Annotated in this window: 16 protein-coding genes and 1 pseudogene; 8 read left to right on the top strand and 9 right to left on the bottom strand. The window is 42.7% G+C overall.

Features of this window, described 5'->3' with window-relative positions:
- Window positions 1–38: 38 nt before the first annotated feature.
- Both MgSA37_RS02335 and MgSA37_RS02330 read left to right on the top strand, forming a co-directional pair.
- The gene (locus MgSA37_RS02335) at window positions 39–704 is read left to right on the top strand and encodes a hypothetical protein (protein ID WP_096349665.1); all 666 of its coding nucleotides are present in this window, start codon (window positions 39–41) and stop codon (window positions 702–704) included.
- A 100-nt stretch (window positions 705–804) separates the two neighbouring features.
- Window positions 805–1,830, top strand: coding sequence for a hypothetical protein (locus MgSA37_RS02330; RefSeq protein ID WP_096349664.1), 1,026 nt, complete (start codon window positions 805–807; stop codon window positions 1,828–1,830).
- On the opposite strand, the gene MgSA37_RS02325 is transcribed toward MgSA37_RS02330, so the two are convergent.
- Both MgSA37_RS02325 and MgSA37_RS02320 read right to left on the bottom strand, forming a co-directional pair.
- The gene (locus MgSA37_RS02325) at window positions 1,796–2,326 is read right to left on the bottom strand and encodes a GNAT family N-acetyltransferase (RefSeq protein ID WP_096349663.1); all 531 of its coding nucleotides are present in this window, start codon (window positions 2,324–2,326) and stop codon (window positions 1,796–1,798) included. The genes MgSA37_RS02330 and MgSA37_RS02325 overlap by 35 nt on opposite strands.
- 58 nt (window positions 2,327–2,384) lie before the next feature.
- Window positions 2,385–2,900, bottom strand: a complete 516-nt coding sequence (locus MgSA37_RS02320; RefSeq protein WP_157750388.1) for a hypothetical protein — start codon at window positions 2,898–2,900, stop codon at window positions 2,385–2,387.
- A 234-nt stretch (window positions 2,901–3,134) separates the two neighbouring features.
- Between MgSA37_RS02320 and MgSA37_RS02315 the strand changes: the two genes are divergently transcribed.
- Together MgSA37_RS02315 and MgSA37_RS28040 are read left to right on the top strand one after the other, a co-directional pair.
- A complete protein-coding gene (locus tag MgSA37_RS02315) occupies window positions 3,135–3,686 on the top strand; it encodes an REP-associated tyrosine transposase (RefSeq protein ID WP_096349661.1) in 552 nt (183 codons plus the stop codon).
- Window positions 3,687–3,839: 153 nt separating this feature from the next.
- Window positions 3,840–3,977, top strand: coding sequence for a hypothetical protein (locus MgSA37_RS28040; RefSeq protein ID WP_157750387.1), 138 nt, complete (start codon window positions 3,840–3,842; stop codon window positions 3,975–3,977).
- A gap of 180 nt (window positions 3,978–4,157) precedes the next feature.
- On the opposite strand, the gene ahcY is transcribed toward MgSA37_RS28040, so the two are convergent.
- From ahcY to MgSA37_RS02300, 3 genes are all read right to left on the bottom strand, one after another.
- On the bottom strand, window positions 4,158–5,474 hold the full coding sequence (gene ahcY, locus MgSA37_RS02310; RefSeq protein ID WP_096349660.1) for an adenosylhomocysteinase: 1,317 nt from the start codon (window positions 5,472–5,474) through the stop codon (window positions 4,158–4,160).
- 274 nt (window positions 5,475–5,748) lie between these two features.
- On the bottom strand, window positions 5,749–6,174 hold the full coding sequence (locus MgSA37_RS02305) for a bactofilin family protein (protein WP_096349659.1): 426 nt from the start codon (window positions 6,172–6,174) through the stop codon (window positions 5,749–5,751).
- A gap of 12 nt (window positions 6,175–6,186) precedes the next feature.
- The gene (locus MgSA37_RS02300; protein ID WP_096349658.1) at window positions 6,187–7,050 is read right to left on the bottom strand and encodes a M23 family metallopeptidase; all 864 of its coding nucleotides are present in this window, start codon (window positions 7,048–7,050) and stop codon (window positions 6,187–6,189) included.
- A gap of 292 nt (window positions 7,051–7,342) precedes the next feature.
- Here MgSA37_RS02300 and MgSA37_RS02295 point away from each other — a divergent pair, with 292 nt between their 5' ends.
- Window positions 7,343–7,753 (top strand): BrxA/BrxB family bacilliredoxin, encoded by a 411-nt coding sequence (locus MgSA37_RS02295; protein ID WP_096349657.1) that lies wholly within the window; start codon window positions 7,343–7,345, stop codon window positions 7,751–7,753.
- A gap of 127 nt (window positions 7,754–7,880) precedes the next feature.
- Here MgSA37_RS02295 and MgSA37_RS02290 read toward each other — a convergent pair whose 3' ends face one another.
- Both MgSA37_RS02290 and MgSA37_RS02285 read right to left on the bottom strand, forming a co-directional pair.
- The gene (locus tag MgSA37_RS02290) at window positions 7,881–9,395 is read right to left on the bottom strand and encodes an alpha/beta hydrolase-fold protein (protein ID WP_096349656.1); all 1,515 of its coding nucleotides are present in this window, start codon (window positions 9,393–9,395) and stop codon (window positions 7,881–7,883) included.
- A 151-nt stretch (window positions 9,396–9,546) separates the two neighbouring features.
- Entirely contained in the window at window positions 9,547–9,759 is a 213-nt protein-coding gene (locus tag MgSA37_RS02285) for a hypothetical protein (protein ID WP_096349655.1), read from the bottom strand.
- 379 nt (window positions 9,760–10,138) lie between these two features.
- On the opposite strand from MgSA37_RS02285, the gene MgSA37_RS02280 reads away from it, so the two are divergent.
- The gene (locus tag MgSA37_RS02280) at window positions 10,139–10,552 is read left to right on the top strand and encodes a DUF7674 family protein (protein ID WP_096349654.1); all 414 of its coding nucleotides are present in this window, start codon (window positions 10,139–10,141) and stop codon (window positions 10,550–10,552) included.
- A gap of 267 nt (window positions 10,553–10,819) precedes the next feature.
- Here the strand turns inward: MgSA37_RS02280 and MgSA37_RS29635 are convergent.
- Both MgSA37_RS29635 and MgSA37_RS02275 read right to left on the bottom strand, forming a co-directional pair.
- Window positions 10,820–10,903 (bottom strand): annotated as a pseudogene (locus MgSA37_RS29635) (hypothetical protein); the annotation flags it as partial.
- Between the two features lie 138 nt (window positions 10,904–11,041).
- Window positions 11,042–11,269 (bottom strand): DUF433 domain-containing protein, encoded by a 228-nt coding sequence (locus MgSA37_RS02275; protein ID WP_096349653.1) that lies wholly within the window; start codon window positions 11,267–11,269, stop codon window positions 11,042–11,044.
- A gap of 119 nt (window positions 11,270–11,388) precedes the next feature.
- On the opposite strand from MgSA37_RS02275, the gene MgSA37_RS02270 reads away from it, so the two are divergent.
- Window positions 11,389–12,939 (top strand): NAD(P)/FAD-dependent oxidoreductase, encoded by a 1,551-nt coding sequence (locus MgSA37_RS02270; RefSeq protein ID WP_096349652.1) that lies wholly within the window; start codon window positions 11,389–11,391, stop codon window positions 12,937–12,939.
- A 131-nt stretch (window positions 12,940–13,070) separates the two neighbouring features.
- Window positions 13,071–13,457, top strand: a complete 387-nt coding sequence (locus tag MgSA37_RS02265) for a hypothetical protein (RefSeq protein ID WP_096349651.1) — start codon at window positions 13,071–13,073, stop codon at window positions 13,455–13,457.
- Window position 13,458: the final 1 nt, after the last annotated feature.

The raw sequence follows: 13,458 nt of genomic DNA, 5'->3' as shown, positions 1-13,458 counted from the left end.
AGTATTTTATATCTTTACTTTAACATAAACGCATTTCAATGGAAGAAGAATTACCTGCAGAAAATAGTATCAGAGAACCAAAGCCAGCTATTGAACCTATTCCCGAAGTTTATGTATTAAGGGGATGGAAAGAATATGCGGGCGAATCATTACTGATCATCTTTAGTGTTTTGCTTGCGCTGATCCTCACCGAGTATATCAATTACCTGCACGATCAAAAAGACACTAACGAGTTGATCAGCAACATTCGTAACGAAATGATCACTAACCGTAAACATGAAGCAGAGCAATATGCTTATCAATTAAAAGTTTTAAAGTCGATCGACTCGGCGCTGGCAAGTCCCGAAATGCAAAAGAAGATCGTGGCCAATGGCGAGTTCCACCTCAACTATATTGCACCACAGGGTATATTGTACCGTTATTTTGATGATGCCGCCTGGGAAGTTGCCAAAAGCCATAATATCGCCTCAAAAGTGGATATCAAAACCATTTATATGCTTACCCATATTTATGCCGACCAGGAAAAAGTAGCGAAGATAGAAGATGAAGTGGCCAAAGTGATCTTCAGTCCCGAATCGCGCAAGCCTGAAAATGTTCGCACAACCCTTATCCTGATCCGCGATAATTACAAAGGCTGGGCAGTTGACCGTGCGGCGGGTTTGCTGTACCAGTACGATGAGGCGATAAAGGCGCTTGATAAGTAAATGTTTAGAAACATTTTGGAAACATTAGAAACAAGTGTTACCATGTGTTTCTAATAAGTGGACTTCGCCCAATACTCCTTATCTTTACAAAAACCTCAACATGACTGCCACAGCTATTGATAAAACCCGATCCATTGCCCTGATAACTGCCATTGCTTTTGCCATTTTTATAGGCGGTGCATTTATGCTGCATTTTGTACCCGCACAGGCAAAAGATAAAATAGCTGACGGCCTGATGGCCGATTTCCTGGTAACCTTTCCGGCTGCCTATTATTTTATCATTGTACGCAGGCTAAAAACAAGGCCGCGCAGTATGGTATTGGTCATTAGCCTGTGTTGTTTGGCCGGGTATGTATTGCTGCCGCAACACCAGCGCGATTACATTTTGCAGGTACGCAAACTTACCTCGGTAATTGAACTGCTTTTTATTATTTATTGTATTACGAAGTTTAATAAGATAAGGGCAGCCTATAAAAGCGAGGAATTATTATTTGCCGACCCGATTTATAACTTGCGCACTGCAATGGCTGCTGTTTTGGGCGATTCCGTGCCGGTTAAAGTACTGGCATCTGAAATGGCCATGTTACGGTACGGGCTGTTATGCTGGAAAAAAGAGAAATCTTGCATAAATAATAGTATAACTTTCAGTACGCACAAAGAAAGCGGCTACATAGCCATCTGGTGCATTATATTGGTAGCAGTTACGGTTGAAATGATAGCAGTACACCTTGCGCTGCAGAAATGGAGCCACGTCGCTGCTAACATACTTACCCTGCTCACCTTATACAGCATCATATTTTTAATTGCCGATCTGTCAGCCATCCTTAAACGCAAGGTATTGGTAAACGGTGATAAATTGATATTGCGAACCGGTTTACGCTGGCGGGCTACCACCAATACAGGCAATATCAGTACCATAAAAAAAATCACATTTGATAATCATGCAACTGATACCTGCTATAAAGGCGGCGCCATCAAAAGCAATTGCAACCTCCTCATCACCTTTAAACAACCGGTTATGGTTGAAAAACTGTACGGCTCAGGTAAGGAGTTTGACTCAATATTAATGGGGATTGATGACGCTGATGGGTTTATGGCGACGATAGCACATTTAAACGCCTGGTAAACGTTAATATTACCCTAAACTCATCTTTCATGTGGGGGTAATCAAGCCGGGTGCTTTTTACTGGTGTAAAGCCATGGGCCCGGTAAAATGGTATGGCTGTGCTACTGTCCATCACCTTAAGCCATAGCTGGGTTTTATGTTGTACCCGGGCTAAATTCTCAATAAACAGCATCACCTGTTTGCCAATTCCCTTTCGTTTAAATTGGCTTAAAAAATAAATTTTGTCAATTTCCAGGCTGTCTTTATTTTCGCCCGGGGCCAGCGTATTTTCTGTAGTTTTAAAATAACCGGCCGCCCCGCCATCTGTGTAAACTAAAAAATAGCTCACACCCTGCATCGCGATTTCACGCTCCAGTATTTCCTTCGAATAAAACCTGCTTACATACGCATCGCCCCGGTCATCCCATAAATATTCATAGGTTTCGCGGTATGATTTGATGGCGAGATCAAGCACCAGGGGAATATCATCAGCATTACATTTCCTGATTGTTACCATTAATTTTAATTAGTTGGCGAATATAGGGAAGACAAAATTAATGCGTACAAAATACGATTTAGCTTTGCTGCCGCGATGGTTTATAACGTTTACGTATTTGAAAAATAACAGCACCCAATAAAATGAAAGCGCCTGGCAATGCTATAAACCTGCCGGCCAGCTTTTCCTTGTCTTCGTATTCGGATATGGAATAGATAATGCCCTGGCTGTTGTTTACCTGGTAGGCGGTGTAACCGTCGGCATCGGGCACGTTGCTGCGATAAATAGTAACCCGGCTGCCTAATGGTAAAGCAGCTATGATACCCGAATAGTTTTGTGATGCCCGGTAGAGCCAGTAGCCAGTCCCGTCGTTATCCAGGCGAATAATCAATGGCTTAAATCCTGATACTGTTTTTGACTGCCTGCTTTGTTCGGGCCGGGCAGAGACGATAGTACCGGTAGTTTTTGCAGCTTTATTAAGGTCGATAGCCGTAAAGCTCATGCCCCATCCAATCAAAAATATCCCCGCAATAATTAATGTTTGCAAAAATATACCGATCCAGAAGCCGATCTTTCGTAAAACTGGTTTCATCATAAAATAAATTAGCCCGGCTAAAATTAGATAATAAATCGGTCGTTTTTATCTGCTGCCGCGATAGAAATAAAAAAGGGAATGACCCCTTCGCTGCCGCGAGTTTAGCGCAGCGTAACTCGTGGTATAGCATTGGGAAAGCTTTCAGCTTTCACTAAACCCTTCAATATAACGTTGATAAAAACTTTCAACTTTAACCAAATCTTACTATTTTACCCATCTAAGCAAATAAACCTTATGAGCAGAAATTACAAATTCGACGACCAGGAACGCCCCTATTTTGTAACCTTTACCGTAGTGCGATGGATTGATGTATTTACGCGGCGCGAATACAAAGACATACTGGTTGAAAGCCTTAAATTTTGCATCGAAAAGAAGGGATTGCAGTTGTATGCCTGGGTGATAATGAGTAATCATGTGCACCTGATCATCGGCACAAAAGATAAACCTATGGGCAGTATTTTAAGGGATATTAAAAGGCATACCTCAAAAGCATTAACAAAAGCGATCAGCGAAAATGTGCTGGAAAGCAGGCGTGAATGGATGTTGTGGTTTTTTGAACGGGAAGGCAAACAAAACCCTAATAATGAACAATATCAATTCTGGCAACAGGATGAAAGCCATCCTATTGAGCTATGGAGCAGCGAAGTAATGGATCAAAAACTGGATTATATCCATTATAATCCGGTAGTCGCAGGTTGGGTAGATGAACCGGAACATTACCTTTATAGCAGCGCCCGTGATTATGCCGGAGGGAAGGGGTTGATTGATATTATATTAATGGTTTAATGTGTAAGCTGAAAGCTTACAACATGCCTTACCACGAGTTACGCTGCGCTAAACTCGCGGCAGCGATAGGGTAAACAAAACCCCAATAATGAACAATACCAATTCTGGCAACAGAATGAAAGCCACCCGATTGAGTTATGGAGCAGCGAGGTAATGGATCAAAAGCTGGATTACATCCATTATAACCCCATAGTGGCAGGTTGGGTGGATGAGCCTGAACATTACCTTTACAGCAGCGCCCGTGACTATGCCGGAGGAAAGGGGTTGATTGATATTATATTGATGGTTTAATGCGTAAGCTGAAAGCTTACGCCATGCTTTACCACGAGTTACGCTGCGCTAAACTCGCGGCAGCGATAGAATAAATCAGTCTGTTTTATCTGCTGTCGCGATAGAAACAAAAAAGGGAATGATCCTAAAACCACTCCCTTTTATATTTTGACTTAAGACTTTCGACTCAAGACTTTTGACTTAATACCTGTAATACTCCGGTTTAAACGGACCTTCGACTGTTACGCCAATGTATTCCGCCTGGTCCTGGTCTAAAACTTCCAGTTCAACACCAATTTTGGCAAGGTGTAAGCGTGCAACTTTTTCGTCCAGTTGTTTTGGCAGGGTATAAACTTCGTTTTTGTAGCTTTCGCTGTTGGTCCAAAGTTCAATTTGTGCCAGGGTTTGGTTGGTGAATGAAGCACTCATTACAAAACTTGGGTGGCCGGTGGCACAGCCCAGGTTTACCAAACGACCTTCAGCCAATATAATCAAGTCTTTACCATTGATGGTATATTTATCCACCTGCGGTTTAATTTCAATTTTGGTATCGCCATAAGCGCCGTTTAACCACGCCATGTCAATCTCGTTATCAAAGTGACCGATGTTACAAACAATGGCTTTATCTTTCAGCGCGCGGAAATGCGCTTCGCGAACGATATTTTTGTTACCTGTAGCAGTAACTACGATATCAGCTTCGGTAATTGCGGTGCCAAGTTTCTTTACTTCAAAGCCTTCCATAGCAGCCTGTAGGGCGCATATCGGGTCGATCTCGGTAACGATAACACGTACACCGGCATTACGTAAAGAATCGGCAGAGCCTTTACCTACGTCGCCATAACCGCAAACAACAGCCACTTTACCGGCCATCATTACATCGGTAGCACGGCGGATGGCATCAACCAACGATTCGCGGCAGCCGTATTTATTATCAAATTTCGATTTGGTAACCGAGTCGTTCACGTTAATAGCCGGCATCGGCAGGGTACCTGCTTTCATGCGCTCGTATAAACGGTGTACGCCGGTGGTAGTTTCTTCTGACAGACCTTTGATGCCTGCAATCAGTTCAGGATATTTATCCAGCACCATATTGGTTAAATCGCCGCCGTCATCTAAAATCATGTTCAACGGTTGGCGGTCTTCGCCAAAAAATAAAGTTTGTTCAATACACCAGTCAAATTCTTCGGCGTTCATGCCTTTCCAGGCGTAAACAGCACCACCGGCAGCAGCGATAGCAGCGGCAGCATGATCCTGGGTGGAGAAGATATTGCATGATGACCAGGTAACTTCGGCACCCAGTTCAATTAATGTTTCAATTAAAACGGCGGTTTGGATAGTCATGTGAAGGCAACCGGCAATGCGGGCACCTTTTAATATTTTTGACGGACCATACTCCTGGCGCAGGGCCATCAGACCCGGCATTTCGGCCTCAGCCAGTTCAATCTCTTTACGGCCCCATTGAGCCAATGACAAGTCCTTTACTTTAAATTTTACGTACGCGGGTTCTACTGCTGACATGCGATTTTGATTTTTTTTGCAAATTTAACTTATAAATATATCAAAATGAAATGCTAATGTTGGTTGATTGGGTTGATTAGGTGAGTAGTTGATTAAGTTGGCGAAGATATTTGCCATTATTAAACATTAAACACCCAAAATCCATTAGCTGTACAACCCCAGGGTTTAAAGCAAAGGCAAATTACAGTAGGAGTTGCCGATAAAGTTTACATTACAATTAGATTGGCTCAGCTGTTTTCAACTCAATCAACCTAATCTAACCCAATCAACTTCCTCAACCTACCTCAATCATTTTTGGTTTCGGTTGCGAAAGCTTATGGTTCTGGCTCTGAGCCAGTTTATGGTTTTGTGTCATGGAAAGGCTGCCATTATACACAGCGCCATTTTCAACAACTAAGGTTTGGGTCCTTATTTCGCCGCTTATTTTTCCCGAAGCTTTTATTTCAAGGGAATTTGTCTGAATGTTACCGGTGATCGTACCGTATACCACCATTTCTTTGGTTATGATATTCCCCAGGATAGATCCTTTCTCGCCCAGGATCAGGCCTTCATCTACCATTACGTCACCGGTTACCTGCCCGTCAATCCTGGCAAAGGCAGGGGCCTTCAAATTACCGTCTAAAATACTTCCTTCACTGATGAGGGTGGAGATAGACTGCAGGTCGAGCGTTACTTTGTCTTTTTTTGAAAATATTGACATGTCCTGTACGGTTTATTTGCTGAGATTAAGAAAACTGATCGGGTTTATTGCTCTGCCGTCTTTACGAACCTCGTAATGTAAATGTGTACCGGTTGAATGGCCTGTTGAACCAACTTCGCCTATCTTTTCGCCTACGGTCACCTCTTCGCCTACCTTTACGCTGATCCTTGATAAATGGCCGTACAGGGTTTCATAATTGTTCATGTGGGCTATGCGTACACAGTTACCATAGCCACCATACCATCCCGCAAAAACCACCCGGCCATTTGCGGTGCAACGGGCGGCATCGCCTTTGGTGCCTTTAAAGTCGATACCGGGGTGAAACTCCGCGTGGGCCGAATTAAACGGATCGCTGCGGTAACCGAAATAGGAGGTTAATGAACTGATATGCGGGTATCCCATTGGTGTAAAAGCGACTGAATGCACCAGGCGGTCTAAATATTCATTGTATAGGGAGTAGGTTTCATCATCAGTTAACTTAGCATCGTCGGCATTGCCGCTTCCGCCAACCGCTTTGGTTGAAAAACCTTTTAATCCGCGTTTCTTTAAGTAATCATTAATTTTTTGCAGCTTCCCTTCAATCGACTGGATATAACTTTGGGCGTTAGCAGGTTTTTTATCAGCTATTACAGGTGCAGGAACGGCGCCTTTAAGTTTTACGATCTGTGCCTGGAGCTGCTTTTCTTCGGCATCTTTGCGGTCGTTTACCGCCCGTAAATAAATAATTGTGCCACTGAGTATAACGATAACAGACAGTATAGTGGCAGCGTAGTGCCTTAGCCGGGTAATATGCAGCGTTTTAATTTGCAGGGTTTTGGGCTCGCTGTTTTTGTTTACTATAATTACAGTACTGATATCAGAAGGCTTACGCTTCATAACAATTTTATAATTAGGGTCGGCAATATAGGGATTAGGCGGGAAAATACAATATTAAAATTGAATAAAGTCGGGGGAGTCGGGAAAGTCCGGAAAGTCAGTAAAGTGGGAAGAAACTGCAGGCGTTTTTAATTAGTTTGAAGTTAATTTGTTGATCTTTTTTTCTTCCGGTCTCCCGGACTTTCCCGACTTTCCGACTTCCTCCTCCGTCAGCACAATGTTATTATTCTTAAATTTAATGGTAACTCATAATGATTTGTTAATTTTGTATTTCAATTAAGAAAAAATAAAGATGTATCCGGAATATTTAGTAGCCCCCATGCGGGAAGAACTGACCAGGGTTGGGTTTGAAGAATTGAAAGACCCTGAAGCTGTTACCAAAGCTGTTGAAAGCGAAGGAACAGTATTTGTAATGGTAAACTCGGTTTGCGGCTGCGCTGCTGCCAATGCGCGCCCTGCTGCCAGGATAGCTGCACAAAACGCCAAACATCCCGACAGGCTGGTAACCGTATTTGCTGGTATGGAAGCTGATGCGGTAAATAAAGCACGTGCTTACATGCTGCCTTATCCTCCATCTTCGCCTGCAATGGCTTTATTTAAAGATGGCAAACTGGTACATATTATTGAGCGCCATCAAATTGAAGGACGCCCGGCACAAATGATTGCCGACAACCTGATCAACGCGTTTGAGCAGTATTGCTAGTTGAAGTCGGTAAAGTCTGAAAAGACCGGAAGTCCGAAAGAAAAAGTATCAGTGTAACTTAAGAAGTTTTATACCTATAAATAAAGCCCGGTTTGTTTTTGCAGACCGGGTTTTTGATTTAAGCTGGTTATTCTTTACTGTATTGCAGTTCCAAAGGAATTGGAGTTGGATGTTTCGTGTTAATTGTAGAAGGTATAAGGTAGATGAGTTTTAGGTCCTTGCCGCCATCTTTTTGAAAGTATTCGAGCCTGATTGGATAAAAACCCTTTTGAAGTGGCACGATGTACGATTTCAAACCGCTAAGATCATGCAAGCCGTCATTATCCAGCAGTTTTTGATTATTGATAAAAAACCTTGATCCGTCATCCGAGGCCAGGCCAAACAAATAATAACCTTCTTCTTTTACCTCCATCCAGCCATCAAAAAGCAAAGCAAAGTTATTTTGGCGGGGAAGTTTATTAAGATCAAAAGCTGAATCGGCAATGCCCGATTTAACCGGTGTTAATGTTGAAAAATCAGGCAATTTATCCCATTCGCCCTCGTAGTAATTATAATGAAAGCCACCTGGTTTTATGTTTTTCACTTTCGAATGGGCAGGCCATGGCGCTCCTATCTTAAAATCTCCGACAGCAATTTTATTATACTTATCCCTGTTTGAAAATAGTTTTACGGTAACTCTGGCCGGGCCTGTCAATGTAAGTTCCTTTCCCATTTTTGCCGAGGTTAACAAAGGCTCGCTGCCATCAAGCGTATACCGAAGGCGTGTGGTATCGTTGAAATTCAATAGCGTAATAGGCTTATCTTTTAAAAGCGTGCCATTCGCCGGGTGAAAACCGGGACTTTTGGTATTGTAACCACCATAAATGTATTTCAAGCCATCGTACATACTTTTAAGCCTTACAGAACCATGGGTCTCGCCGGTATAAGCGGTAAGTTTCCATACCAGGTCTGCCGGGGCGTATTTTCTAAGCAGGGTATCCATCGGTGGTATCCCCATGCCAATTAAATCATCATCGCGCCCGGTCATGTAAAGTGTACGGCGCAGGTTGGCTATCGCAGGCATTTTATTGGCAGCCTCACGTACCATAAAACCCTTGTCCCACCAAAAACTTGGGTCGGCTGCGATGTACGATGTAAAAACATGCGGCTCATTCAACAACGCGTGCATTACAAACAAGCCTCCAAAGGAATGCCCGAAAATAGCGTTATCACCGTCAGTAGGATATTTTTTGTCGACATACGGGATAAGTTCATTTTTAATGAAAGCCAAAAATTTATCGGCCCCGCCTGATGTTTTAGTATCATTAACATGCGTTGGGGTAAGGTCACGGTTACGGTCGGTGTTTATAATACCTACGATAATAATAGGCGGCATGTAATTTTCGCCTTCAAGATATCGCTGCAGATCCATGGCCAGCTTTGTGTTGCCCTCGCCATCCAGCACGTATAAGACATCATATTTATCCGCCTTGGCAGGGTTGTAATTCTGCGGGAAAACTACCTCTATAAACCTTTTTTCATTAAGAATTGCCGAATTGATAGAATCCCGCTTTCCGGGCAGGTACTGGGCGTGTAAGGCGCCGTTTAGGCCAAAAATGGCGAAAATTAGCAACAATAAAATCAGGCGCAGGTTTCTTTTCATGGTAATGGTTTGTGGTAATCAGATAATATTACCGTGAATTTAGGCAATGGGGCGCACTAATAAAATAAAGACTTAAATTAACCCGATTTGTTTTTGTCAGGCTGAAGGTTTAGCAGACCCTTTGCAGCGTTTACAGCGTGGTCACCATCTTTTATCCGTTCCAATATTTTTTGAAAAGCCCTTGATTGCCGGGTTCAATAGTTCGTCCGGTCCCGCTATCCCACCATTCAAATAAAAGAGCAGCTTTCTCCTTCATATCGGGGTGCAGCCTCAATAGTTCATCTAATTTTCGTAATTCCTCTGCCGAGGCTTCGTTTGCCATTTTTTTTGCTGCAAGTTTCCAGGCAATGTCCTCAACGTCCATATTTCCAATCGGCTAACGGTTTTATATTGATAAGACACCGGAATTGTGCAATAGGTTGCAGCGAAGCATAAGTTTATCATTGTGGATTTGCAATTATATAGAATGGCGGATAGGAAAGTTATTTAGTCATTTGTTGATAGCGGGTTAATTCGGAGGGATTTCTTACTTTTAAACTTTAACTTTTATCACAATGAATATCTTGTTTGTTTTAGGTGGAATCGCTAGTTTGGCTTATGGGTTTATGATGGAATAAAGGAAATAAAAATATTTTCAAAGGGTGAGGCGGATAAATTGGGGGCGGATATCAAAATAATCGGGGCAGATTTAGGATTTATCATAATAGGCATTTACCTAATTGCCAAATACATTTAATTCAATTATGACAAAATTAAAAAACCAAAAAATCTTCATCAGCGAATTAGTCGACACCTTTCCGCAAATAAAAAGTGAGGTTTTTGATGAAGATTATAAGAAGTTCATCAGTCTGCAAATAGGCTGTTTCAGACATTTTACTCAAAATGCTATCGATGCCGGTGATCTGGAAACGGTAAAAAAGTGTTTTGAGTTCGTCGACATAAACTTCAATGCAGTGGTGTTTAGAATAGAAAATTCTTTAATGATATCCTACCTCGGAAAACTGGAAATTGCAAGAGACAGCGAGGTCGAAAAATTGCTTCCGGTGAAATTAAAAAAAGCCAAAGAGGAATTAGCTGCTTATTACGAATCCCTATCTAAAGATGAAACACTAAACAAATTTTTGGCTGATATAAAAACCGATCTGTCCTCTTCCTGATTTTCCCTATCTTTTCCACATCCGGGATAAAAACCTGGCAAACCAATAAACAATGAATTTGATTGCCAGCCATGGTGACCGAAAAATAAAATGGCCGTAATTAAATTATAGGGGATATCAATCTGGTGCTTGTACCTTTGTCAAGGCGGAATTTATAAATAGATTTCAAATATCCCGAGTTCGCTATTTTTAAAAAATCATTTATATCTTCTGTATATTTCAATAACAATGAGGCGATTTCACTTGTACTTGAGTTTCCATTCTCAATCATATTATTTTAGGCGGGTAAGAAAACATATTTTGTATTTCTGAAAAATCCTCATCAAAAGTTAGAATATGATATTGGTTAGCTTTGGCGAATTGCTATATCATTAGGTCTGATAAACGCTGGGTGGCTTTTATTTCGTTGGATGGTAATATTTCCCAATCGGGAAGCATTTTTTTCAGGCGCCAGGAAATATTTTCGTCGGCAATGAAGCGCATAACATACTAAGCTACTTTTATAATTCGCTCTTTATTTGCAGCATAAGCCAGGCAAGCAAGTATCTGCATTTCGGTAATCTGTGGAAAATCGCTGGTTATCTCGCCATGAGTCATTCCAATCGCAAGCCATTGCAAAACATCATAAACAGTTATTCTTGTCCCTTTAATTACAGGCTTGCCGAACCTTATTTCAGGGTCAACTTCGATGTATTCTTTATAATCAACTGGTGCCATACACAAATTTAAATAAGTTATATCAATAACCGCTTCATTATTCGATAGTCTGCTTCCTTCATATTACAATGGGTTTTCCCTACCTTTGCCCCTATCCGGGATAAAAACCCGGCAAACCCATGATCAAAGAAATTGAAATTGTTTGTCCGCCTGGCCAGCAGGAAGACGAAAGCGCTTTAAAAAAGATTGCGGCAACCTCTTTAAATATCTCCCCACAAAAAATAACAGCCTTAAAAACCCTTAAGCGATCCATCGACGCACGTGGCCGCAAGGTGCTTTACCGCATGCAGGTACAGGTATTTTTGGATGAAATTTATCTGCCCGAAACGTTCACGGTTAATTACCCGGATGTAAAAAACGGCAAACGGGTCATCATTATCGGCGCAGGGCCGGCCGGGTTGTTCGCCGCTTTACGCTGTATCGAGCTGGGCTTAAAACCCATCATTTTGGAGCGGGGCAAAGATGTGAAACAACGCCGCCGCGACCTGGCCAATATCAACAAGCAGGGCCTGGTTAACCCCGAATCCAACTATTGTTTTGGCGAGGGTGGTGCAGGTACCTATTCGGATGGTAAGCTTTATACGCGGTCAACCAAACGGGGCGATGTAAACGCGGTGCTGAAAACCTTTGTGGCCCATGGCGCTACGGAGGATATTTTGATAGATGCGCGCCCGCATATCGGCACCAATAAATTACCGCAAATCATCACTTCCATAAAAGACAGTATCTTAAACGCCGGCGGCGAGGTGCATTTTGATGCCAAAGTAAGCAGCCTTTTAGTTGATTTTGGCAGGATAAAAGGGGTACAGCTGGCATCGGGCGATAAACTCATAGCGGAGGCCGTTATCCTGGCAACGGGTCACTCGGCAAGGGATATTTTTGAAATGCTGCACCGCCAAAATATATTGATAGAAGCCAAACCCTTTGCTTTGGGGGTGAGGATTGAACATCCGCAGGAGATCATCGACCAGGCCCAGTACCATTGCGAACACCGCGACCCTGATCTGCCGCCGTCATACTACAACCTGGTGGAGCAGGTGGATAACCGCGGTGTATTCTCCTTTTGTATGTGCCCGGGCGGTATTATTGCCCCATGTGCTACCGATCTCAACGAAATTGTAGTTAACGGCTGGAGCCCCTCTAAACGGAACAACCCGTTTGCCAATTCGGGCACGGTGGTGCAGGTAAATCTGGAAGATGTAAAAGGCGACGAAAATGATCCGTTACGCATGCTCCGTTTTCAACAGCAAATTGAAAAGGTGGCCTACAATTTTGGCGGCGGCCATTTGGTTGCACCTGCCCAGCGCATGGTAGATTTTGCGGAAAACCGCGTGTCGGCCAACTTGCCGTTAAACTCCTATCTGCCTGGCACAAAAAGCGTGGCCTTAAAGGAGGTATTACCCGGATGGATCAATGAGCGATTGCGCAAAGCCTTACCTGTTTTTGGCCGTAAAATGAAGGGCTATTATACCAACGAGGCCATATTGGTAGGGGTTGAATCGCGCACCTCTTCACCGGTTAAAGTGCCGAGGGATAAGGAAACATTACAGCACCCCCAGGTAAGCGGTTTATTTCCCTGCGGGGAGGGCGCCGGTTACGCCGGGGGCATTATTTCGGCTGCTATTGATGGTATCAATTGCGCTTCGGCTGCGTTGAAAGTTTTGGCGTAGGCTTGCGGTTGTTCAATATTATAAATATAGCGTACTTTAAGCCATTATTTTTTAATAGCCATGCAACCATTCCTTATCGTTTACATGGTTCAGCGAAATTTTAACCATAATATCCCAAAAACCAATCTCAAATGAAATCTAAATTAATGTATGTAGAGCTTAAAACAGGCTATAGCGACAATGGGCCGGCCTGGATTGGTATGGCGCATTTTTCAAAAACCGGACAAACAGTATATTTCAATGGGCTAACCTTTTTAAAAGGTGAAAGACATAGTGCGGGTAATCATTTAGAGGTATCAACTGGTGATTCTTATTGGATTTCAGGAATAAAGAAAAACGGAGAAGACCGGCATTGGGCCGGAGGCGGAAAAATAAGCATTGACAAAAATGTGGTAGTCGATTACCTGGCTTTGTCTAAATTATCACAACTACCGGCGAATAAATTTGAGGTCGTTGAGTTAAATAATAACCCACCGGTTCAAGAGTTCTATTTGCGGGAAAATAGAAAATTCAGCTAGT

Source organism: Mucilaginibacter gotjawali (assembly GCF_002355435.1).
Classification (GTDB): domain Bacteria; phylum Bacteroidota; class Bacteroidia; order Sphingobacteriales; family Sphingobacteriaceae; genus Mucilaginibacter; species Mucilaginibacter gotjawali.
This window is presented reverse-complemented; position numbering and strand designations above follow the sequence as displayed.